Raw genomic sequence first — 23,519 nt, forward strand, 5'->3', positions numbered from 1 at the left:
GTGCGCAGAATACGTCGGCCAGGATAACCGTTAAAAAAGTGCGGGCAGTATAGCCTGAAGCTTTGCCTGCTAATAGTGCCGATCCTGCGTTTCATCCGCTTACATGGCATAATACGCCTCTGATCCAGAAAAAAGTTTATGCTGATGGCCTTTACACTTCGTCCCTATCAACAGGAAGCGGTTGATGCAACCGTTGCCCACTTCCGGCGCCATACCACGCCGGCGATGATTGTGCTGCCCACCGGTGCCGGTAAGAGCCTGGTCATTGCTGAACTGGCGCGGCTGGCGCGTGGCCGGGTGCTGGTGCTGGCGCACGTCAAAGAGCTGGTCGAGCAGAACCACAGCAAGTATCAGGCTTACGGGCTGGAAGCGGATATTTTTGCGGCCGGGCTGCAGCGCAGGCAGAGCGAAGGCAAAGTGGTATTTGGCAGCGTACAGTCCGTGGCGCGCAACCTTGACCGCTTCGACAGCGCCTTTTCACTGGTAATTGTCGATGAGTGTCATCGCATCAGCAACAATGAGGAGAGCCAGTATCAGCAGCTCTTCAGCCACCTGCGCCAGCATAATCCACAGCTGCGCCTGCTGGGACTGACCGCCACGCCGTTCCGGCTGGGCAAAGGCTGGATCTATCAATTCCACTATCACGGCATGGTACGCGGCGATGAAAAAGCGCTGTTTCGCGACTGCATCTACGAGCTGCCGCTACGCTACATGATCAAACACGGTTTTCTGGTGCCGCCGGAACGTCTTGATATGCCGGTGGTGCAGTATGACTTCAGCCGGCTGGTGCCGCAGAACAGCGGCCTCTTCAGCGAAGCGGATCTTAACCGTGAGCTGAAACAGCAGCAGCGCGTCACGCCACAGATTATCCGCCAGATCGTTGAGTTTGCCGACGATCGGCGCGGCGTAATGATCTTCGCCGCCACGGTTGAACATGCGCGCGAAATTCTGTCGCTGCTGCCGGAGAACAGCGCGCTGGTCTCGGCAGAAACCGCGGTGAAAGAGCGTGACCGGCTAATTCAGCAGTTCAAAGCGCAGCAGCTGAAGTTTCTGGTTAACGTGGCGGTACTGACCACCGGCTTCGACGCACCGCACGTGGATCTGATCGCGATTCTGCGCCCGACTGAGTCCGTCAGCCTCTATCAGCAGATAGTCGGACGCGGACTGCGCCTGGCTCCGGATAAACGCGACTGCCTGATCCTCGACTACGCTGGTAATCCGCACGATCTCTTTACGCCGGAAGTGGGTGCGCCAAAAGGCGCCAGTGACAACCAGCCGGTGCAGGTGTTCTGCCCTGCCTGCGGCTTTGCGAATACCTTCTGGGGAAAAGCTACCGAAGACGGGCATGTGATTGAGCATTTTGGTCGCCGCTGTCAGGGTATCCTGGAGGATGATGAGGGCGGTCGTGAACAGTGCGATTTCCGCTTTCGCTTCAAAAGCTGCCCTGACTGCGGCGCTGAAAATGATATCGCCGCACGGCGCTGCCAGCAGTGCGACAAAATTCTGGTCGACCCCGATGATATGCTGAAAGCGGCGCTGAAGCTGAAAGATGCGCGAGTGCTGCGCTGCAGCGGCATGACGCTGGCGCATGGCCGTGATGACAAGGGCGAATGGCTGAAAGCGACCTATTACGATGAAGATGGCAGCGACGTCAGCGAACGCTTCCGGCTGCAGACGCCCGCGCAGCGAAAAGCATTTGAGCAGCTGTTTATGCGCCCGCACCAGCGCGCGCCTGGCGTAGAGCTGGGCTGGCAGCAGGCGGCCGACGTGGTCGCGCTGCAGCCGCTGCTGCGGCATCCTGACTTTGTGGTGGCGCGTGCCCGCGGACAGTTCTGGCAGGTGCGGGAGAAAGTGTTTGATTACCAGGGGCGCTTCCGCCGCGCTAATGAGCTGCGCTAGATGGCAGAATCATTTGCCCCCCTGCCCCGATCCGGCTATAATCCCGCCCGCTTTTGCATCCGCACAAGCGTTTGAATAACCGTCCTGTTGCTGGGTCGCCTGTAGCAGGAATTATTGAAGAGAAATAATGATGTTCACTATCAACGCAGAAGTACGTAAAGAGCAGGGTAAGGGTGCGAGCCGCCGCCTGCGCACAGCTAACAAGTTCCCGGCTATCATCTATGGCGGAAATGAAGCTGCAGTTTCTATCGAACTGGATCACGACGCCGTGATGAACATGCAGGTTAAGCCTGAGTTCTACACCGATGTGCTGACGCTGGTTGTTGACGGTAAAGAAACGAAAGTTAAAGTTCAGGCTGTTCAGCGTCACCCGTTCAAGCCAAAACTGCACCACATCGACTTCGTTCGCGCGTAATCGCAGACGAAATCGGAAAAAACGCCGCCTCTGCGGCGTTTTTTTATGCCTGCAATTTACTTCCCGCCGGTGCGGCGCTGTAGCTGATCGCGCAGGTTAGGCGGCGTGCCTTTGATGGTCAGGGTATCGGTTGCCGGATCCCAGAAGATACGCTCGCCAAGCAGCAGTGCGTCAAAATTAAGCGTTAATCCGCCACCGCTGCCGGAGAATTTTGTCAGCTGGCGCAGCGTGCTGCGGTCGGCCGGAAAGTGCTCCTCCAGCTCATAGCCCTGCTCCTGCGTAAACGCCTGAAAGCTTTTCTCACCCAGCGGTGGCAGCTCCTGCGAAAGATCGTCCAGCGCAATCTCCTCTCCCGCCTGCAGCTGTTCGTTACAGTAGCTGTAGACCTGCTGACGGTAGTTCTGCCGCTCGTTCTTATCCAGATTTGACTCAGCACAGTAATCATCGACCGCCTGCAGCAGGCCGCGGTTCTGCGCTTTGGTGTCGAGACCGACGCTGGCCCCGAGGAAATCCATGAAAAAGTCAGCTACTTTACGTCCGACGCGACCCCGCAGAAAAGTCAGATAGCGCGTTGACTCCGGGCTGGTTTCCCACTCGGTCAGATCGATACGCGCGACGATATCAGCGTGATTGATATCGAGATAGTGCGTACTGCTGATATCCAGCTGTTCGTTAACGCGCATGCTCGACTGGCTGTTCAGCACCGCAACCAGCAGATACTCTACCGCCAGATAGCGGTAGTGCATAAACAGCACCACGCCACCGTCAGCAAACGGATATTTGCTCAGCTCATCGCGCAGGCGTCCGGTGGCAGCCCGGCTGAACGCCAGGAAGTCATCCTGCCCGCGACGACAGTTGCGCAGCGCGTCGGCCAGCTCGCTATCTTCATTGAACAGGCCATAGGCTTTGCTTTTGGCGCTGTACACGCGATGCAGCTCTTCGGCCATACTGCTTACCGCCTGCGTTACCGGCAGCAGCGTATCCCGCAGTACCAGCTCCAGCTGATTCTCGTCGCGTTTGATTAACTGATGCAGGGCAATCTGGTCAATATCCAGACTCATGATAGACTCTCCTTTAAACTCAGGCGCGTATTCAATCACTGCCCGCCGTCGCTTTCAACTGCGTACGCAAACCGATCGCTTTGCTTGCGATAAAAGTGCGGAAAAAATCGCATAGTTACGGTACTATACCGCCTTTTCACACTTGATTAGTCGACGATATGCCACAATCATCCCGTTATAGCGACGAGCGCGTTGAGCAGCTTCTCGCACAGCTGGCGCAGATTCTTGAAAAAGATAAAGCGCCTCTCGATCTTTCCCTGATGGTTCTGGGAAACATGGTCACCAATTTGATTAACACAGACATCGCACCAGCCCAGCGCCGTAGCCTGGCCCGGTCATTCGCGGAAGCGTTGCAGTCTTCCGTGCGCGATGATAACGCTCATTAATTTGCAGATCTGACTCCTATATATGGTAACCAACCGGCAGCGCTACCGTGAAAAAGTCTCCCAGATGATTAGCTGGGGGCACTGGTTCGCGCTGTTTAATATTCTGTTTGCGCTGGCTCTCGGCAGCCGCTACCTGTTGGTCGCTGACTGGCCCTCCTCACTGGCGGGCCGGATTTACGCCTTTACCAGCTGGATTGGCCATTTCAGCTTTATCGTTTTTGCCGCCTATCTGCTGATTATTTTCCCGCTTACCTTTGTGGTGATGTCGCAGCGTCTGCTGCGGGTACTCTCCGCGATTGTTGCCACCGCCGGGCTGACGCTCATTATGGTGGATGGCGCCGTGTTTAACCGCTTCCACCTGCACCTTAATCCGGTGGTCTGGGAGCTGGTGGTTAACCCCGATCAAAGCGAGATGGCGCGTGACTGGCAGCTGATGTTTATCAGCGTGCCGGGCATTTTTCTGGTGGAGATGCTGTTTGCCACCTGGAGCTGGCAGAAGCTGCGCAGTCTTAACCGACGCTCATTTGGCAAGCCGCTCGCCGCGCTGTTTATCAGCGCCTTTTTTGCCAGTCATCTGCTCTATATCTGGGCCGATGCCAATTTCTATCGTCCTGTCACCATGCAGCGCGCCAATCTGCCGCTCTCCTATCCGATGACCGCGCGCCGCTTCCTGGAGCGTCACGGGCTGCTGGATGCGCAGGAGTATCAGCGCCGTCTGGTGCAGCAGGGCGATCCTGAAGCGCTGTCGGTCCAGTATCCGTTAAGCGATATCACCTTCCGCGACGGCGGAACAGGTCATAACCTGCTGGTGCTGACGGTCGATGGCGTAAATAACGCCACGCTCGACAGCGCACTGCCGTCGCTGAAGCAGTTTGCCGCTGAGAACGTGCGCTTTACCCGGCACTACAGCGCCGGGGTGCAGCCTGAAAAAGGGGTGTTTGGCCTGTTTTACGGCATCTCTTCCAGCTATATGGATGGCGTGCTGGCATCGCGCACGCCGTCGGCGCTGCTGAACGCGCTGAACGCGCAGGGCTACCAGTTTGGCCTGTTCTCCTCGGATGGGTTTAATCAGCCGCTCTACCGGCAGGCGCTGCTGGCGGACTATACGCTGCCGGAAGCGACCTCCCAGCCTAACAGCCAGACCGTCACGCAGTGGCAGAACTGGCTCAATGGTCAGAAAAACAGCCGCTCTCCGTGGTTCTCCTGGGTCGCGCTGAACGGGATAAGCGCCAGCGGCGACAGCACGAAGGCGCGTCAGCGCAGCTATCTGCGCCAGGCGGGCAGCGTGGATGAGCAGATCGCTGCGGTACTGACCACGCTGCAGCAGCGCGACCTGCTGAAAAATACGGTGGTGGTGATCACTGCTCAGCGTGCGGTGACCTTTAATAACAGCGATAACCCGGGCAACCGCGCGATGCTGCAGATCCCGCTGGTGGTGCACTGGCCTAATACGCCAGCGCAGACTATCGATCGCCTGACCGATCAACAGGATGTGATGACAACGCTCATGCAGCGTCTGCTGCACGTGCGCACCAGCCCGGTCAGCTATTCGCAGGGTGAAGATCTGTTCGCCGCCCAGCGCAGCCATAACTGGGTAGCCAGCAGTGAAGATGGCAAACTGGTGATCACCACGCCATCGGTGACGCTGGTGCTGAATAACAGCGGCAGTTATACCGCGTGGGACGCCAGCGGTCGTGAGCTGAAGGATCATAAGCCGCAGCTGGCGCTGCTGCTGCAGGTGCTGACGGAAGAGAAGCGCTTCACGGCAAACTGATTAAATATGAGGCAGTTAACGCTGACGCATCTTGCAATCGGCTGGGGAATCAGTAGTATGGTTTTCCACGTTCGGCACGTAGCGCAGCCTGGTAGCGCACTGTCATGGGGTGTCAGGGGTCGGAGGTTCAAATCCTCTCGTGCCGACCAAATTATCCCGAAAAAAGCAGCCTTTATGGCTGCTTTTTTTATGCCTGTCAGGGCTGGCATGCCTGTTTATCGCGCAGTACCGGCCGATACCGTTATTCCGGAAATTCTCAGGCTTTCAGCGCGTTGCTGCTGCACCCGATCGCGATCACACTTTGCCTCTTCCGGAACAGGCTTTCATCAAAGCGCAACAAAAGTGTCATGAAGATCCCCTACTCTGATGCTCTCATTTATTTGATGGGAAATCGATTATGGTCATCAAAGCAAAAAGCCTGCAGGATGCAGAGGAGCTTCTGCATTCAGGCATCAGCAAAGTAGAGCTGGCCTATGATATCGGCAGCGACGACTTCTTTCGTCTGGCGACTCACTGGTGCGATCGTGGCGCCCGCATCACCCGCGGCCATCAGCACTTTGTTGTTCAGCTGAAAAGCTTTGCCATCCCGCCCAATCACTGACGCTGCCGCATGCCGCCTGTGTGCCATGACCGGCCTGATGGCCGGTTTTGATGAGTGTTACCCGCTGACGTTAACGACCGGTATCCGTTCGCTCCACCGCATCGAGCGTGGCCAGATCGCGCTCGCGGCCGCTGAGTTCCACCAGCTGTCCGTTGCGCATCTCCAGCAGCCTGTCGGCATGGGTAAAGTAGTGATCGTCATGGCTGATAGCAAACACCGTTTTGCCTGACGCCTGCAGCCAGGGCAGCAGCTCGCGGTAGAAAATCCGGCGGAAATGAGGGTCCTGGTCGGCGGCCCATTCATCCAGCAGCAAAATATCCCGCTCTTCCGCGGCCGCCAGCAGCAGCGCCAGGCGCTTGCTCTGCCCTTTCGACAGCTGCAGATTCAGCACCCGGTTGCCATCCAGCTGCAGTTTCTCGCTCATTTTCAGCCGCTCCAGCCAGCGCTGAACCAGTGCCGGATCGGCCGGTTCGCCGCCGCGGCCAATCAGGCGGTCAAACAGGTGCACGTCGGTAAATACCGCTGAAAAGTGCTGCCGCCACAGATCGGATTGCTGACTGCTTATCTCTTTACCATCCAGCAGCAGGCTGCCGGCGTGCGGCTGATAGAGGCCGGTCAGCAGCATCGCCAGCGTGGATTTCCCGCTGCCGTTGCCGCCAATAAGGAACAGCAGTTCGCCGCGTCGCAGCGTCAGATTGATCGGCCCCACCGCAAAGCCCTGTTCGCCATAGTGAAAGCAGACGTCGCGCAGCTCCAGCGTCTGCCATGCGCTGGCCGGTGCCGGGGCGCTGAAGGCAGGCTCATAAGGCGCCAGATCGAAGCGGTTGAGTTTGCGAAACGCGACCTGCGCGCTGAGCAGCGTGGGCAGCGCGCCGACGGCTGAGATCAGCGGCGTGCGCAGGAACAGCAGCGTCAGCGAATAGGTGGCCGCCACGGCCGTGTTGGCCCAGCCGAGACCGTTTGCCATAAAGAACACGATACCGATGCCGCCCAGCATCATGATGTTAGACCAGTTAACGGCGCTGAGATGGAAGGTGTCGGCGCGCACAATATGATGGCGATAGCGACCCGCATTCGTCTGATAAACCGTATCGTAGATCAGACGCGCCCGATCGCGGTTAAGCTGCAGCTCTTTGCGCCCCTCAATAATGGTCTGGAAATCGCGATAGAGATCATCTTCGATATCGCGCAGCTTTGCCATATGCTGGTAGACGCGCGAAACCAGCAGCCAGCCGCCCACCAGCGTGATCGCCAGCCACAGCATAGTGACCAGCAGCATTTCCGGCGAGAGCCAGGCAAGGTAAATCGCCGATCCCAGCGTGATGATAATGCCCTGAATCAGCTCCGGCAGCCGGACAAAAGCGATGGTAATGGCCCGCACGTCGCTGGTCAGTCCGGCCAGCAGCTGAGCGCTGCCCAGCTGTTCGATGCGCTCAACGTTAGTATCGAGGATACGCTTGATGAACTCACCCCGCAGCCGCCAGACAAAATGGTGCCCCAGCTGCGTCAGCGCCAGCTGCGAAGCGAGTGTGACCGCCATCAGCAGAAACAGCTGACCGAGAAATGCCGGCAGCACCGTTGCGTCGCTATTGATCGCCACAATCAGCTCATTATTGATATAAGCGATCAGGCCGATACCGAGTGCGGCACTCAGCAGGGTAAGAAAAAGAACGCCGGTAAACGGCCAGCAATACTGACGAAAAACCACCTGAAGCAATGCCATCAATCTGTTCCAAAGGTCAAAAAATGCTGCCTGCAGTTTAATGGCCCGTCAGATGATAGCAAGAATAATTCTCATTCCCTGTTACGTTAGTTTGCCCGGCGGAAGGTGAGATTATAGCGGACGGCCCCCGCCGCGGGATGCACGCCTGGTTTAAGCGGCAGAATACCGTGATAGCGCAGCCGCGACGGCCCGCCCCACACCACGATATCACCATGCTCCAGCAGCACGCGCCGGGTGGCGTCGCCGCGCGCAAAACCGCCAAACTGAAATATCGCCGGCAGCCCCAGCGAGACGGAGACGATCGGCTGACGCAGATCGCGCTCATCTTTGTCCTGATGCAGCGACATTTTTGCCCCGGGCGTATAGCGGTTGATCAGGCAGGCGTCTGGCGTAAAGTGACTAAACCCCGCTTCCTGCGCGCACTGCTGCGCCAGCTGACGAAACAGCGGCGGCATTGCGGGCCAGCGCTGGCCATTGCTGACATCCTGTTCGCTGTAGCGATAGCCGCGCGCGTCGCTGAACCAGCCAACATCGCCGCAGTTGGTCATCGCCACGGACATACGATAGCCTCCCGGCGTGATGCGGTGCGTAAAAGGATGCTGCGCCGCAACGGTTTCAATCGCTGCCAGCAGCGCAGGTGCATCATCGCGGGCGCGGCGGCGCAGAATGACCGCGCCTTCTGCCAGTGGCTCCTGCCACGGCGCTTCATCGCTAAACAGATCCAGCATCACGGCCTCCGGTTACGGTTTGTCGATAAGAAATGTTTTAAAGCCGGGCGACATCCAGTGGCTGAAGCCGTCGCCCTCTTTGGTGATTAGATAAACGGCCAGATGCTCTTTCAGCGCCAGCGCTTTTGCGCGCGCGGTGCCCAGCACCATCAGGCCGGTATCCCAGCCATCCGCTTCCAGCGCCGTAGTGGCGATCACCGTGGCAGAAACCAGTTTATGCTGAATGGGCCGTCCGGTTGCGGGATCGATGACGTGTGAAATGCGTTTCCCGTCCAGTTCATAATAGTTGCGATAGCTGCCGGAGGTGCTGATGCCGTGCCCCTGCAGGTCAACGCGCGCCTCGACCGCGTTTTCTCGATCGGTGGGTTTCTGAACCGCCACCCGCCACGGCTGCTGGCTGGCATTACGACCGCGGCTGAGCACGGCTCCGCCGACCGACACCAGATAGTTGGTTATTCCCTGCTGCTCCATCAGCCGCGCCAGATGATCGGTGGCGTAGCCCTCGCCCACGGTTGAGAGATCCACATACAGCCCCGGCAGATCTTTCTGCAGCCACTGCCCGCTTACGCTCTGGATCACCCGCAGATGCGAGAGGCCGGTTTCAGCTCTGGCCGCCGCGATCGCTGCCACATCAGGCTGATGCGCCGGCTGCCCGACGGGTCCGAACCCCCATAAGTTCACCAGTCTGCCTGCCGTGATATCCATGGCACCTGCGGTTTTGGCACCAATGCGCAGTGAGAGAGTCACAATATCCGCCATATCCGCGCTAACGGGCTGCGGCTCTGTCCCCTGATACTGGTTGAAGCGCGACAGCACTGAGGTGGTTTTCCAGGTAGAGATTTCACCGTCGTCGCGATCGAGCTGCTGCTGAATCGCCTGCTGCAGCGCCTCTTTACGCTGCGGATCAACGCCGGCGAGCGTAACCCGCCATACGGTGCCCATGGTTTTTCCCTGCAGGACCAGGGGTTCACGTTGCGGTGCGCGGTCGCAGGCCGTCAGCCCGGTCACGATCAGAGCAGTCAACAAAATATTCCGGAAATGCATCGGTTCCTCATCTGTTACACGGAAATACAGCGTATTACAAAGCATAAACTGCGGGTAATTTACGCTAAATCTCATTGAATTAACGCCGGTCATGCTGCAGGCTTTACCCCCAGGCATACCACCTTTAAGGAGCACAGATGATGTATGTATTAATCGCCGCCCTCTCCGCCGCGCTGTTCCTGTACGGCAGTTATCGCAGCTGGCAGCACGCGCGTCAGCGTTCACTGGAGAGCTATAGCGCACGTCGACGTTAAGTACTGCACCATTATTACCCACTCTGCACTGCTTCAGGGCTGACGCAGTGTAACAAACCCCGCCTGAAGCGTGTGACGCTGAGAGCGGCAGCATGGCATAAATGCTGCATTGTTGAGAGCAGGTTTATTCTCAGCGAGGTGCAGCATGGCGATGTCAAAAACGCAGAGTGAAAAGTGGCAGCGGTGGCTGAGCTTTTCTGCTTTCACCCTGGCAGGTATTGCGCTGGAGGGCAGCCAGCCGGCTGCGGCAGTGCAGGCTGAACCGCGTCCGGCGGCAAAAGCCCGGCGCTGGCGCAGTGTGCAGTAGTTCAGATGCTGTGCCTGCCTGAGGCGGGTGCTGCAGATAAGAAGCGGGCAGGAAAGGTGGCGCGCAGCCCGCCGGGCCGCGCGCCAGAGGCTCAGAACTGGTAAACCAGGCCCAGCGCCACAATGTCATCGGTGTTGATACCGGCATTGTTGGTAAAGTTGTTGTCATCCAGCAGATTGATCTGGTAATCCACATAGGTCGACATGTTTTTATTGAAGTAATAGGTCGCGCCCACGTCGATATATTTTTTCAGGTTCTGGCTGCCATAACCTTCAATATCTTTACCGCGTGAATTGACGTAAGCCAGCGACGGACGCAGACCGAAGTCAAACTGATACTGCGCAACCACTTCCCAGTTGTCCGCTTTGTTCGCATAACCGAAAGCGTCAGAATCAACTGAGCCAAAACGCGTCGCGTTGTAAGAGCGGGTATACATCGCAGCCAGATAGATATTGTTTGCGTCATATTTCAGGCCGCCGGTATAGGCTTCCGCTTTATCGCCCTGGCCCAGTACGCCTGCGGCATTCTGGTTATTGGTGCGATCGGACTGGAACATAGCACCGCCCAGTGCCAGACCATTACCCAGATCATAGGTGGTGCTCAGACCCCAGCCGTCGCCGTTTTCGCCCAGCACATCACGGCCAGAGGTGGATTCAGTCGGGTTATCATTTTTGCCCTGGTACTGAACGGCCACGTTCCAGCCATCCACCAGACCAAAGAAATTATTATTGCGGTAGGTTGCCATACCGTTACCGCGCTGGAACATAAAGTTGTCCGCGCCATAGGTATCGCCACCAAACTCCGGCAGAACGTCAGTCCATGCGCCAATATCATACGCAATGCCGTAGTTGCGACCGTAATCGAAAGAGCCAGCGTCACCAAAACGCAGACCGGCAAAGCCGACGCGGGTATAGCTGTCTTTAGTGCCTTCGCTTTCCGCCGTATTCAGCGCGGCCTGGTATTCCCACTGACCGTAACCCGTCAGCTGATCGGTCACCTGAGTTTCACCTTTAAAACCAAAGCGCAGGTAAGACTGGTCACCGTCTGAGCCATCGTTGTCAGAGAAGTAGTGCAGACCATCTACTTTGCCGTAGAGGTCGAGTTTGTTGCCATCTTTATTATAGATTTCGGCTGCGCTTGCTGAACCCGCCACCAGCAGCGCCGGGATCATCAGGGAGAGAACGCGACGATTCATTTATTTACCCTCGGTTATGTGCCTTTATAGTTATGCCACTGCAAACTGAATGTTAAAAATTCAGCCGGCAATTCATTGTTGTTTTATAGCGGGCAATAATCTATCACGAAAATGATACTAAATTTCCGAAAGTGTTTCATTTGATTACAAATTTATTGCCAGATGTAAATATCGTGGAACTAATAATCAGCACATATTGACAAAAAATAAAGCACGAATAAACAAACCGAATTAAATTCCTTTGAATTCAAATAGCTACATTAATTTAATGCCGCACTGAATGATAAAACTTTGTTGCTGCCAGCCTCTACAATTATCCACGCTATCATCATTTATTTTATTATTATCTTCATTCATCCCGAATGAGTGTTTTACCCTGATTCCCGCCGGACATATTTGTCCGGCATTTTTTTATCTGCGCTATTTTCCCGCCAGTATAATAATGCATTCAGCGCTCGCGCAGCGCTTCGGCCGCTTTATTCAGCGGCTTGAGCAGATAATCCAGCACCGATTTTTGTCCGGTTTTTATCTCCACATCTGTCAGCATACCCGGCAGCACAGGAAAGCGCTGACCGCGCCGGCTGGTAAGCGTTGCCGTCTGTGTCTGCACATAGACCCGAAAATAGGGTGGCTCGCGCAGGTCGCTATCCTGCAGCGTATCCGGAGAAACGCTCTCGACGATGCCCGGCAGATCGCCATAAATCGCGGTATCGTACGCGGTAATTTTGACCGTTGCGGGCAACCCGGCCCGGATCCAGGCGATATCGCGTGGCGCAACGCGTGTCTCGATCAGCAGCCGATCCTCCAGCGGGACAATCTCCATCAGTTTACCGCCCGGCTCTACCACACCGCCCGGCGTGGTAATAGCGATAGCTTTGACGATGCCATACACCGGTGACAGCAGCGCGGTGCGCGTCAGCTGATCTTCTCTGCCTGCCGCAACCTGCAGCTGCGCATCCAGCTCTGCGCTGTTTTTGACCTGCTCCTCATGCGTTCGCACAGCGTAGTCATTATGCACCTCGTCGATTTTTCCCTGCAGATCGCTGACCTGGCGCCGCAGCCGCAGCGCTTCAACTTTACCTGCCGCACCGCGCGCCACCAGCGGTTCAGTCAGATTGAGTTCCGCCTGTACCAGCTTTAGCGACTGCGGCTCCTGCTCCGCGCGTCCGCGCAGGTGAATGGCGCGGTTGCTCTCCCAGGCGGCGATCACGCCATCCTGCGCCAGCGGTTCATAGGGATGTAGCGCGGCCGGTGGCGTGGTATCGCGGTGCTGCCGGCTGGTAGTTGTCGGGCTGACACGCTCAGTGCCAGAGGTAAATAACGACGCGAACGATGAAGTGGATTGGCCTGAAAACATAGGTAACCTCGTTACAGAGTATGTATTGCACCAGTGATTACCTGAATTAATGTTTCAGGCAGATAGGTGCGCCATACAGGCCATAACAGCATGGCCCGCTTCACCTGATGAAAACGGGTTACCCGCAGGTAACAAGGTTAAAGGTATGACGTTAAATGCGCGCTCCCGGCCGGGCTGGCGTGCGTGGCGATCTTGCTCTAAGCGGCCCCTTTAGCGATGGCCTGCTTTATCTTAGCGCGCATTAGCGGCTGCTGTCTGGTGGCAAAAATCCGGAGAATGGCTGTAAAACGCGCAACCAGCGAAAACCATAGTCAGCCAGTGATCTCTCGCTGATTGCATCAGTATATGTCATCAATCACCTGACTTAATTTGCGTTATGTCACTTAATATCTGTCAGGCAGTACCAGGAAATATCTGGAAAAAATTCTGGCCCGGGCAAATATCGGTAAGATGTCCGATTCCTGTGCAGCAGCAGGCAACGCAAATTGCGCGTTAATTCCGCTGCACCGCCTGCTTTGATGCTAAACTTCGACGCTTTAACAGCGGATCAAAATAACGACTATGACTGCACTGGACGCCGCACAGCCAGCCAAACTGCATCAGCGTGTTAATTTCGGCACGCGCACTGTTTTCCTTATCGCCGGGTTGAGTATGTCTGCCTGGGCGCCGCTTGTGCCTTACGCCAGCCAGCGTCTGCAGCTGAGCGGAGCCTCCCTCGGCGGGCTTTTACTATGTCTGGGCATCGGTTCGCTGGCCGCTATGCCGGTGACGGGGGCGCTGATTGGTCGTTTTGGCTGCCGCCGGATTATGACCTGCTCTGCGCTGCTGATTCTGGCGGTGTTGCCGCTGCTTGCCACGCTGGATCATCTCTGGGCGATGGCGTTTACGCTGATGCTATTCGGCGCCGGACTCGGCATGCTGGATGTGGCGATGAACGTGCAGGCGGTTCACGTGGAAAAAGCGGCGGGCAAGCCGATGATGTCAGGCTTTCACGGCTTCTTCAGCCTCGGCGGCATTATCGGCGCCGGTGCGGTGAGTCTGCTGCTGGGTGCCGGGCTGACGCCGCTGCAGGCCATCGCGATTATGATGGTGCTGATCGCCGTGCTGCTCTGCTGCAGTCTGCCAACCCTGATGAGCGAGCGGCTGCGTCAGGCTGATGAACCCTGGCTGGTGATCCCGCGTGGCTGGGTCGCTTTTCTCGGCTGCCTCTGCTTTATTCTGTTCCTCGCCGAGGGTGCCGTGCTCGACTGGAGCGCCCTGCTCCTGCTGCAGAGCCCGGGCCTCAGCGTAGCCTATGCCGGACTGGGCTATGCGGTGTTTTCGGTTGCCATGACGATTGGCCGGCTGACCGGCGACAAAATCATTCAGCGCTTTGGCCGCTATCACGTCATGCTTACCGGCGCGCTGGCAGCCAGCGCAGGTATGACGCTGGCCGTGCTGGTCCCCTGGCCGCAAACCGCACTGCTGGCGTTTCTGCTGGTCGGATTCGGGCTGGCGAATACAGTGCCGATGCTGTTTAATGCCGCCGGTAACCAGCAGGCCATGCCTGTCAACCTGGCGATATCGGCCATGACAACGTTAGGCTATGCGGGTATTCTCTCAGGCCCGGCGTTAATCGGCTTTATTTCCCAGTGGCTCACACTAAGCGGTGCATTCCTGCTGATTGCTCTGATGCTGCTGGCTGTCGCCGCCAGCGCACGCCGGGTTACGCGTTGATTGCAGGATCCTGAGACTCACTATGCTTTATAAATTTCCACTGACTTCCGGTAACGTTACGCGTTTTGTTGTCGTGTTTAACCTGGTGCTGCTGCTGGCGCTGGGCGCCGTGGTGCACAATAGCGTCAGCGCCTGGATTGCCGAAAAGCGTTATGCCATGGCTGACCTGGCGCGTGATATGCAAAAACGCATCGACGCTTACCGCTTCGCCACCTGGCAGATTTACGAAAATCTCGCCACCAGTGCGGCCGGCTCTGCGCCAAACAGCACGCTGCAGGAGACCCGGCTGCGCCCGGATGTTTACTATCTGGAAAAAACGCGCCGCAAAACGGAAGCGCTGATTTTCGGTTCGCACGACGGCAGCACGCTGGATATGACTATGCGTATGTCCGGCTATCTCGATACTTTATGGGGTGCGGAAAACCCGGCGTGGTCGATGTATTTTCTGAACGGTCAGGATAATAGCCTGATCATGATCTCTACCCTGCCGCTGAAAGATATGGCAACGCGCTACAAAGAGAGCGCGCTGAATACGCTGGTCGACAGCCGCCGGGCTGAGATGCTGCAGCAGGCTAACGCCCTGGATGAGCGCGAGAGCTTCTCTCCACTGCGTCATTTTACCTGGCAGAACGATCACTACTTTACGCTGCGCACCACCTTTAACCAGCCGGGTCATCTGGCAACGGTGGTTGCTTTCGATCTGCCGGTTAACGATCTGGTGCCGCAGAACCTGCCGCTGGAGAATTTCCAGCTGCGTCAGGATGCGACCCCGGGCAGCAGCACTGATGACGGCAGCGACGGCACGACCAGCGTTACGCTGGTTAACCCGGATCTGGAGATCGCTGCCTCGCTGCCCAGCACGCCGCTGCAGCTGGTTTATCGCGTACCGCTGGTTAGCCTTGCGCTTGATATGCTGCATAACCTGATGTGGCCGCTGCTTATCAACCTGTTGCTCTTCCTGCTGTCGATTGCCGGCGTGACCCTGCTGCGTCAGCAGGCGCTGCGCCCGAATGAGAATCAGAGCGCAGAGCTCGATTCGCTGCGTATGCTGAACGAAGAGATCGTCGCCAGCCTGCCGGTCGGGCTGCTGGTGTATGACTTCGCCACTAACCGCACCCTGCTAAGTAATAAGATTGCCGATCACCTGCTGCCGCACCTGAACCTGCAGAAGATTATCAATATGTCCGATCAGCATCAGGGCGTGCTGCAGGCGACTATCAATAACGAAGTCTATGAGATCCGTCACGCACGCAGCGTGCTGTCGCCGCACACGCAGCTGTTTATGATGCGCGATCAGGATCGCGAACTGCTGGTTAACAAGAAGCTGCAGAAAGCACAGCAGGTACTGGACCGCAATCACCAGATGCGCCAGCAGCTGATGCAGCAGCTTGGCCATGCGCTGAACCGCCCGCTGCAGGATATGGTGACGCGGCTGGTGCAGCTCAGCCAGCGCAGTGACGATGAGAGCGTGCTGGATCTGCTGGATGAGAGCCAGCGGCTGGCCCGCCTGGTCGATGATATCGTGCTGCTGAACCGGCTGGAAGCGCATGACTGGTCGCCGGAAACCAGCCCGTTTAATCTGCAGGATCTGCTGGATGAGATTGCGCTGGAGAGCCTGCCGCTGCTGCGACGCAAGGGCCTGACGCTGGTGGTAAACAACCAGCTGGCGAATGATGAAATGCGCAGCGGCGATCGCCGCGCGCTGCGTAAGGTGCTGACCACCCTGATGCATTATGCGCTCACCACCACGCAATGGGGAAAAATCACGCTGGAAGTGAAAACGCCAGCGAACAAGCCTGATGTGCTGCAGCTGCAGCTGGTCGATACCGGTTCCGGGCTAACGGCGGATGAACTGACCAACGCCGATTTCCCCTATCTTGGTGAGACGTCGCAGGATCGTTTTGGTCAGGCCTCCGGAATGGCCTTTTTCCTCTGTAAACAGCTCTGCAAGCAGATGGGCGGCCAGTTAGACATTATCGCTAAACCCGATATCGGCACGCGCTATAACATCCAGCTGCCGCTGACGCTGCAGCTGCTGCTGGAGGAGCAGGAAGAAAAATTACTGGAGGGCGTGACCGCTCTGGTCGATATAGCAGTGGAGGATGTACAGAAAATCGTCTGTCGTCATCTGGAGAACTGGGGCGCTAAGTGCCTGACCTCAGATGAACGGCTCTCGGGTCAGGAGCATGACGTCCTGATCACGGACGACCCTGAACGTCTCAGCGGCTGGGCATTACTGCTGGCGGGCGATGAGCTGGGGCATCACGCTCTGAACGACAGACAGTATCGCGTGAATTATAACCTCAGCAACGCCCTGCTTGACGCACTGCTGGCCCTGATTGAAAAGCAGCTGGCCAGTGATTTGATGGAGGAGAGTGAAGAAAATGAGGCTGGCACACCGCTGTTAAGCGGCGGCTATTTCCAGCTGTTTACCGAGACAGTACCGCCTGATGTCAGGAGACTGTATACTGAAGCGTCGGATAGCGACTATCCTTCTCTTGCTCAGACAGCGCATCGCCTGAAAGGCGTTTTTGCCATGCTCAATTTGCTGCCGGGTAAACAGCTTTGTGAAGCGTTAGAACAGCACATTAAAATGTGCGACGATTTAACCATTAAAAATACCACCAGTGAAATTGACGCTTATGTCAATCAACTGCTGCAGCAAGGTAACCAATAAGATGAATAACCTGAACGTAATTATTGCCGACGACCATCCCATTGTTCTGTTTGGTATCCGTAAGTCTCTGGAACAGATTGAATGGGTTAACGTAGTAGGTGAGTTTGAAGACTCCACAGCACTGATCAACAGCCTCTCCAAGCTGGACGCGAATGTTCTGATCACCGATCTCTCAATGCCTGGCGAGAAGTATGGCGACGGCATTACCCTGATCAAGTACATCAAGCGTCACTATCCCGATCTTTCGATCATTGTTCTGACCATGAACAACAATCCGGCGATCCTGAGTGCCGTTCTGGATCTCGATATTGAAGGGATTGTGCTGAAACAGGGCGCCCCGACCGATCTGCCAAAAGCGCTGGCCGCACTGCAGAAAGGCAAAAAATATACGCCGGAAAGCGTTGCCAAACTGCTGGAGAAGATCAGCGCAGGTGGTTACGGTGACAAGCGTCTGTCGCCGAAAGAGAGTGAAGTACTGCGTCTCTTTGCTGAAGGTTTTCTCGTGACTGAGATTGCCAAGAAGCTGAACCGCAGTATCAAAACCATCAGCAGCCAGAAGAAATCAGCCATGATGAAGCTGGGTGTGGATAACGATATCGCACTGCTGAACTACCTCTCCTCGGTCAGCGCCACGCAGATCGACAAAGATTAATCTTTGCAGGCGGCCCGCAGGCCGCCCGTTCGTTTAATCCCCTGCCCTACGCCTGACGACCGGTACGCACGCGGGCAGCGTAGCGCGCCAGGGTGACTTTCAGCTCATCCAGCGTCACCGGTTTCGACAGGCAGTTATCCATACCGGCATCCATACAGCGCTGCTTCTCTTCCGCCAGCGCGTTCGCCGTTACGCCAATCACCGGGAACACGTGCCCCAGCTGGCGCAGCCGCTGCGTCAGGCGATAGCCATCCATATTCGGCATGTTTACGTCGCTCAGTACGATGTCGATATGATTGCGACTCAGCACGTTAAGCGCATCAACGCCATCCTGCGCCGTTTTGGTCTGATAGCCCAGCGTACCGAGCTGCTCCGACAGCAGCATACGGTTGATGGGATGGTCATCCACAATCAGAATCATAATATCTTCATTGCTGCTCGCATTCTCTGCCGCAGGTGGCGGCAGCGGCGTGGTGGTATCGCTGTCAATCGTGATGCGATAGATACGACCCAGCAGCAGCGGCAGGTCGTGCAGCGTTGCGCTGCTCTGCACCCAGACGCCCGGCGAGCGCTCCTGCGGCATATCGATATGCTCACCGCAGATCAGAATGCGCGCGCGCACCGCCTGCGCCAGTGAATCGTCGTGATCGCTTATCACCACATCATCGCTTTCTGCCTGTCCCTGCCAGGCTGCCGCTTTCAGTCCCTGCTGCTGCAGCAGGCGCAGCAGAAACGCAGCGAGATAGTCGTTGCGCAGGTCAAGCCAGATCGCTTTCTCCTGCAGGCCATCCAGCAGCGGCGGCGCCGGCTGCTGCCCGGCGTAGATCGGAATACGCACGATAAACTGGCTGCCCATTCCCGGTTCAGAATCGACCTCAATATCGCCATCCATCATGTTGATCAGTTTTTCGCAGATTGCGAGTCCCAGCCCGGTGCCCTGGAAGTTGCGCTGCACGCCGGAGCCAACCTGGAAGAAAGGATCGAACAGCCGCGTCACCTCTCTGGCAGGAATGCCGACCCCGGTATCGCGCACGCGGAAGGCAAGATAGCCCTCTTTAACGTAGGCGTGCAGAATAATGCAGCCGGTATGGGTAAATTTGATGGCGTTATTAAGCAGGTTGGAGATCACCTGCTGCAGCCGCAGCGGATCGCCATCCAGCGCCAGCGGCACGTTGTTTTCCATAAAGACATAGAGCGTAAGACGCTTGCGCACCACCAGCGATAAATAGTTGCTGGTGATATGGTTAATCACCTCGCGCGGTGAGAAAGGACGCGGCTCAATTTTCAGCTGCTCTGACTCTATCTTCGAGAAGTCGAGAATGTCGCTGATAATTTTCAGCAGCAGGCTGGAGGAGTTGTTCATGGCGGTGACCAGCGACTCCACCCCTTTGGGCAGGCTTTTGGTCTGCAGCAGATCGAGGTTACCGATGATGCCGTAAAGTGGCGTGCGCAGTTCATGACTGACGGTTGCGAGGAACATCGATTTCGACTGGCTCGCCTGTTCAGCGGCGTGCGCCATCTCCTGCAGCGACTGCTCCATACGTACGCGGGATGAGACATCAACCAGCACGCAGATGGCCACATTTTCATTGCGGTAGCGCGAATGCACAAAGCTGATCTGCAGGTTGGTATTGCTGCCGGTCAGCACATCAACAAAATTCACCTGCTGGCCGCTGATAATTTCATTAAGCCGCTGGCGATCCTCCTGCGTCAGCAGCGTAAGGTAGTTGTGCGCCAGTTCGTTGCTCAGAATATTGGTGCCATCGCTGGTGCGCAGAATGCAAATCCCTACCGGTGCCGACGCGACAATTTTCCGGTTGAACTGCTCATGCTCCTCCAGCCGGTGCGCGTTATCTTCCGCCGGCAGGAACATGCGGCGCTCAAATATCCACGCCAGAGTAAAAAGCACAATCGCACTGAAGATGTTAAGCAGCAGCGCGTTAAGCAGCAGCAGCCGCAGCTGATCCACCATTACCGACGTGGGCAGAGACCAGATGATATTCAGATCTGACGGCGGCAGCGGCTTTTTCAGCACCAGCTGGCGGTAGCTGTCGAGGTAGCCAAACCAGGTGCTCTCATCGGGCAGATCGTCCAGCGCGTAACCGGGTCCGCTGCGGCGGCTGCTCAGCAGCGGGCGGTAATTTTCATCGGTAATGGTCGCCACCAGCGGCAGTCCGCCGGGCTGAACAAATTCATCCAGCCGGATATTCTGCTCAACGCCCAGCAGCGCCTGAAGTTTGTTGGCGACGTAAACCGGGACGACCATATAGAAATTGCCGCTTCCGGGCTGCGTGCTGTCGGTGATCCAGTACATCGGATTGCGCCGATCTTCCTCATTGCTGTTGCGATAGTGCAGCACATGTTCGCGCAGCGCCTTCATGCTGCGTTCCCGATCTAACGGATTGCTGCTGCCAATGGTGAAATCAGCCAGGCACTGGCTCTCACCGCCGATAAAAAACACGCGATTCAGCTCATAGGCCGCAGCAAAATTGCTTTTCCAGTAGTTGATATAGTAGCTGAGCGAGTCGAGCGAGTTGCGCCAGGTGTTGCTCATTGAGGTGCAGTCACCGTCGGAAAAGAGCGGCGTAAACTGCGGCAGCGTGCTTTTACCGGCGGGCAGGCCGTTGAGCATGTCCAGCCCGTTGGCGCTGCTGCTAAGACGATTTTCCGTGATGTACTTCAGTTCCCGCATGACGTCAGCCGAGTGCCGGACGTACCACTCTGCTTTACCATAGTTCGTCGCAAACTCCTGGCGTATTCCGTTCTCTTTTTCATGCAGCACATTGATGATGTAGAAGGTGGTCAGCAATGCACCCAGCGACCAGAGCAGCAGCGCCAGCGCCCGGAAAAGATAGCGCGAGATACGAAGCGTGGTGCGAAAGGAGACGAGATATTTCAAGAGAGGCTCACTGGCGGTAACGGTTAACAGGACCCAAAAAGGTGCACATACACTAGCTTTATCGCTGCGAAAAAGCCAGTTGGTGCAGAGGTGCGGGGCGAAAACTCAGATAATAAAACGGCAGGTCGGTTGCCCTGACCTGCCGCTGATAAGGTGCATCAGACGATTATGCGTCGTCTTCTGCGTCCGGTGCCTCGTCATCGCTGTCGACTTCCGGCGCGATATCCTCTTCGCCTTCCGCCACGCTGCCGTCGATGGCATCCAGCTCCTCTTCTTCAACCGGCTCCGCCACGCGCTGCAGGCCAACCACGTTCTCATCTTCCGCGGTGCGGATCAGGATCACGCCCTGCGTGTTACGGCCGACCACGCTGACTTCCGATACGCGGGTGCGTACCAGCGTGCCGGCATCGGTGATCATCATAATCTGATCGCCGTCTACCACCTGTACCGCACCGATAACCGGTCCGTTACGCTCGGTAACTTTGATCGAGATAACGCCCTGAGTGGCACGCGATTTCGTCGGATACTCGCTGTTAGCCGTACGCTTACCGTAACCATTCTGCGTAACGGTGAGGATCGCGCCCTCTTCGCGCGGCACAATCAGCGACACCACTTTATCGTTCTCTGCCAGCCTGATACCGCGCACGCCTGAGGCTGAACGCCCCATGGCACGCACTGCACTCTCAGCAAAGCGCACGACTTTACCGCCAGCGGAGAAGAGCATCGCTTCATCATTGCCGTTGGTCAGCGCTACGCCAATCAGCTCATCATCTTCACGCAGGTTGATGGCGATAATGCCGGCGCTGCGCGGACGACTGAACTCCTGCAGCGCGGTTTTCTTCACCGTGCCGCTGGCCGTCGCCATAAAGATATTGAAGCCTTCGGTATACTCACGCACCGGCAGAATAGCGGTAATGCGCTCGTTAGCTTCCAGCGGCAGCAGGTTGACGATAGGACGCCCGCGTGCGCCACGGCTCGCTTCCGGCAGCTGATAAACCTTCATCCAGTAGAGACGACCCCGGCTGGAGAAGCAGAGAATCGTGTCGTGGGTATTAGCCACCAGCAGGCGATCAATGAAGTCCTCTTCTTTGATACGTGCGGCTGATTTACCCTTGCCGCCGCGGCGCTGCGCTTCATAATCTGACAGCGGCTGATACTTAACGTAGCCCTGATGCGACAGGGTGACGACCACATCTTCCTGGTTGATCAGATCTTCGATATTGATATCCGCGCTGTTGGCGGTGATCTCAGTACGGCGCGCATCGCCAAACTGATCGCGCATCGCTTCCAGCTCTTCGCGGATCACTTCCATCAGGCGGTCAGCACTCTGCAGAATGTGAATCAGCCCGGCAATCTGCTCCAGCAGCTCTTTGTACTCATCAAGCAGTTTCTCATGCTCAAGGCCGGTCAGTTTCTGCAGACGCAGATCCAGAATCGCCTGAGCCTGCTGCTCGGTAAGATAGTAGCGGCCATCGCGAATACCAAATTCAGGCTCCAGCCACTCCGGCCGCGCAGCGTCATCGCCGGCACGCTCAAGCATGGCGGCAACATTGCCGAGATCCCACGCCTGTGCCAGCAGAGCGCCCTTCGCTTCTGCCGGCGTCGGCGCGCGACGGATCTGCTCGATAATCGGATCGATATTCGCCAGCGCAATCGCCAGACCTTCAAGGATATGGGCACGATCGCGCGCTTTGCGCAGTTCGAAGATGGTGCGACGCGTCACCACTTCGCGACGATGGCGCACAAAGGCTTCGATGATATCTTTCAGCGGCATGATCTTCGGCTGACCCTGATGCAGAGCCACCATGTTGATGCCGAAAGAGACCTGCAGCTGCGTCAGCGAATAGAGGTTGTTCAGAACCACTTCACCCACGGCGTCGCGTTTGACTTCAATGACAATGCGCATACCGTCTTTATCAGACTCATCGCGCAGCCCGCTGATCCCTTCAACGCGCTTCTCTTTAACCAGCTCGGCAATTTTTTCAATCAGGCGCGCTTTGTTAACCTGATACGGGATCTCATTGACGATAATGGTTTCGCGACCGGTTTTGGCATCGGTTTCGATTTCGCCACGCGCGCGAATGTAGATTTTACCGCGCCCGGTACGATAGGCCTCTTCAATACCACGACGGCCATTGATAAAGGCTGCGGTCGGGAAGTCCGGACCGGTGATGTACTCCATCAGTCCTTCTACGCTGATGTTTTCATCATCGATAAAGGCGAGGCAGCCGTTGATCACTTCAGTCAGGTTATGCGGCGGAATGTTAGTTGCCATTCCCACGGCGATACCGGAGGAGCCGTTTACCAGCAGGTTAGGAATTTTGGTTGGCAGCACTTCCGGGATCTGCTCGGTGCCGTCGTAGTTTGGCACAAAGTCGACCGTCTCTTTTTCCAGATCGGCCAGAAGCTCAGAGGAGATCTTCGCCATACGGACTTCGGTATAACGCATCGCTGCGGCGGAGTCGCCATCAACGGAACCGAAGTTACCCTGACCGTCAACCAACATATAGCGCAGGGAGAACGGCTGGGCCATACGGACAATACTTTCGTATACAGCAGAGTCACCGTGCGGGTGATACTTACCGATAACGTCACCTACCACACGGGCAGATTTCTTATAGGCTTTATTCCAGTCGTTACCCAGTTCGCTCATGGCGTAAAGCACGCGGCGATGCACCGGCTTCAGGCCATCACGGACATCGGGTAAGGCTCGGCCAACAATGACCGACATGGCGTAATCGAGGTAGGAGTTTTTCAGCTCTTCTTCGATATTGACCGGTGTAATTTCTCTCGCAAGGTCGCTCATGGAGCCGCTATCCCTCTACTTAATC

At 56.7% G+C, this 23,519-nt stretch carries 16 protein-coding genes, 1 tRNA gene and 1 pseudogene; 10 read left to right on the forward strand and 8 right to left on the reverse strand.

Features of this window, described 5'->3' with window-relative positions; genetic code table 11:
• Window positions 1-144: 144 nt before the first annotated feature.
• Together B4056_RS13285 and rplY are read left to right on the forward strand one after the other, a co-directional pair.
• Window positions 145-1,899: a DEAD/DEAH box helicase gene (locus tag B4056_RS13285; RefSeq protein ID WP_288654977.1), complete on the forward strand. Its 1,755-nt coding sequence runs from the start codon at window positions 145-147 to the stop codon at window positions 1,897-1,899.
• A 130-nt stretch (window positions 1,900-2,029) separates the two neighbouring features.
• A complete protein-coding gene (gene rplY / locus B4056_RS13290; protein WP_039386023.1) occupies window positions 2,030-2,314 on the forward strand; it encodes a 50S ribosomal protein L25 in 285 nt (94 codons plus the stop codon).
• 56 nt (window positions 2,315-2,370) lie between these two features.
• On the opposite strand, the gene yejK is transcribed toward rplY, so the two are convergent.
• Window positions 2,371-3,375 (reverse strand): nucleoid-associated protein YejK, encoded by a 1,005-nt coding sequence (yejK, locus tag B4056_RS13295; protein WP_039385500.1) that lies wholly within the window; start codon window positions 3,373-3,375, stop codon window positions 2,371-2,373.
• Window positions 3,376-3,533: 158 nt separating this feature from the next.
• On the opposite strand from yejK, the gene B4056_RS13300 reads away from it, so the two are divergent.
• From B4056_RS13300 to B4056_RS13315, 4 genes are all read left to right on the forward strand, one after another.
• A complete protein-coding gene (locus B4056_RS13300; RefSeq protein WP_039385503.1) occupies window positions 3,534-3,761 on the forward strand; it encodes a YejL family protein in 228 nt (75 codons plus the stop codon).
• A 22-nt stretch (window positions 3,762-3,783) separates the two neighbouring features.
• Window positions 3,784-5,535: an LPS biosynthesis-modulating metalloenzyme YejM gene (gene yejM, locus B4056_RS13305; RefSeq protein WP_071668047.1), complete on the forward strand. Its 1,752-nt coding sequence runs from the start codon at window positions 3,784-3,786 to the stop codon at window positions 5,533-5,535.
• 72 nt (window positions 5,536-5,607) lie between these two features.
• Window positions 5,608-5,684, forward strand: a tRNA-Pro gene (locus B4056_RS13310).
• Between the two features lie 248 nt (window positions 5,685-5,932).
• Complete coding sequence (locus B4056_RS13315; protein ID WP_039385513.1) at window positions 5,933-6,136, forward strand: hypothetical protein; 204 nt, start codon at window positions 5,933-5,935, stop codon at window positions 6,134-6,136.
• A 70-nt stretch (window positions 6,137-6,206) separates the two neighbouring features.
• Here B4056_RS13315 and B4056_RS13320 read toward each other — a convergent pair whose 3' ends face one another.
• From B4056_RS13320 to apbE, 3 genes are all read right to left on the reverse strand, one after another.
• Window positions 6,207-7,859, reverse strand: coding sequence for a multidrug ABC transporter permease/ATP-binding protein (locus tag B4056_RS13320; protein ID WP_094111130.1), 1,653 nt, complete (start codon window positions 7,857-7,859; stop codon window positions 6,207-6,209).
• 86 nt (window positions 7,860-7,945) lie between these two features.
• A complete protein-coding gene (alkB, locus tag B4056_RS13325) occupies window positions 7,946-8,587 on the reverse strand; it encodes a DNA oxidative demethylase AlkB (RefSeq protein WP_039385509.1) in 642 nt (213 codons plus the stop codon).
• Window positions 8,588-8,599: 12 nt separating this feature from the next.
• Complete coding sequence (apbE, locus tag B4056_RS13330) at window positions 8,600-9,631, reverse strand: FAD:protein FMN transferase ApbE (RefSeq protein WP_288654979.1); 1,032 nt, start codon at window positions 9,629-9,631, stop codon at window positions 8,600-8,602.
• 399 nt (window positions 9,632-10,030) lie between these two features.
• Between apbE and B4056_RS13340 the strand changes: the two genes are divergently transcribed.
• Complete coding sequence (locus B4056_RS13340) at window positions 10,031-10,192, forward strand: hypothetical protein (RefSeq protein ID WP_166714014.1); 162 nt, start codon at window positions 10,031-10,033, stop codon at window positions 10,190-10,192.
• A gap of 91 nt (window positions 10,193-10,283) precedes the next feature.
• On the opposite strand, the gene ompC is transcribed toward B4056_RS13340, so the two are convergent.
• Both ompC and B4056_RS13350 read right to left on the reverse strand, forming a co-directional pair.
• Window positions 10,284-11,387 (reverse strand): porin OmpC, encoded by a 1,104-nt coding sequence (ompC, locus tag B4056_RS13345; protein ID WP_039385507.1) that lies wholly within the window; start codon window positions 11,385-11,387, stop codon window positions 10,284-10,286.
• Window positions 11,388-11,835: 448 nt separating this feature from the next.
• Window positions 11,836-12,534: pseudogene (locus B4056_RS13350) on the reverse strand (HlyD family efflux transporter periplasmic adaptor subunit); the annotation flags it as partial.
• A 771-nt stretch (window positions 12,535-13,305) separates the two neighbouring features.
• Between B4056_RS13350 and B4056_RS13355 the strand changes: the two are divergent.
• Genes B4056_RS13355 through rcsB form a run of 3 tightly spaced genes read left to right on the forward strand, consistent with a single transcriptional unit; the run spans window position 13,306 to window position 17,789 of the window.
• Complete coding sequence (locus B4056_RS13355) at window positions 13,306-14,460, forward strand: MFS transporter (RefSeq protein WP_039385523.1); 1,155 nt, start codon at window positions 13,306-13,308, stop codon at window positions 14,458-14,460.
• 22 nt (window positions 14,461-14,482) lie between these two features.
• On the forward strand, window positions 14,483-17,137 hold the full coding sequence (rcsD, locus tag B4056_RS13360; RefSeq protein WP_094111128.1) for a phosphotransferase RcsD: 2,655 nt from the start codon (window positions 14,483-14,485) through the stop codon (window positions 17,135-17,137).
• Window position 17,138: 1 nt separating this feature from the next.
• Complete coding sequence (rcsB, locus tag B4056_RS13365; protein ID WP_033750421.1) at window positions 17,139-17,789, forward strand: response regulator transcription factor RcsB; 651 nt, start codon at window positions 17,139-17,141, stop codon at window positions 17,787-17,789.
• A 46-nt stretch (window positions 17,790-17,835) separates the two neighbouring features.
• Here rcsB and rcsC read toward each other — a convergent pair whose 3' ends face one another.
• Together rcsC and gyrA are read right to left on the reverse strand one after the other, a co-directional pair.
• Window positions 17,836-20,688: a two-component system sensor histidine kinase RcsC gene (gene rcsC / locus B4056_RS13370; protein ID WP_071668053.1), complete on the reverse strand. Its 2,853-nt coding sequence runs from the start codon at window positions 20,686-20,688 to the stop codon at window positions 17,836-17,838.
• 166 nt (window positions 20,689-20,854) lie between these two features.
• The gene (gene gyrA, locus B4056_RS13375) at window positions 20,855-23,494 is read right to left on the reverse strand and encodes a DNA topoisomerase (ATP-hydrolyzing) subunit A (protein WP_288654983.1); all 2,640 of its coding nucleotides are present in this window, start codon (window positions 23,492-23,494) and stop codon (window positions 20,855-20,857) included.
• Window positions 23,495-23,519 lie beyond the last annotated feature (25 nt).

Source organism: Pantoea sp. UBA7232 (assembly GCF_002473195.1).
Taxonomy (GTDB): domain Bacteria; phylum Pseudomonadota; class Gammaproteobacteria; order Enterobacterales; family Enterobacteriaceae; genus Pantoea; species Pantoea eucrina.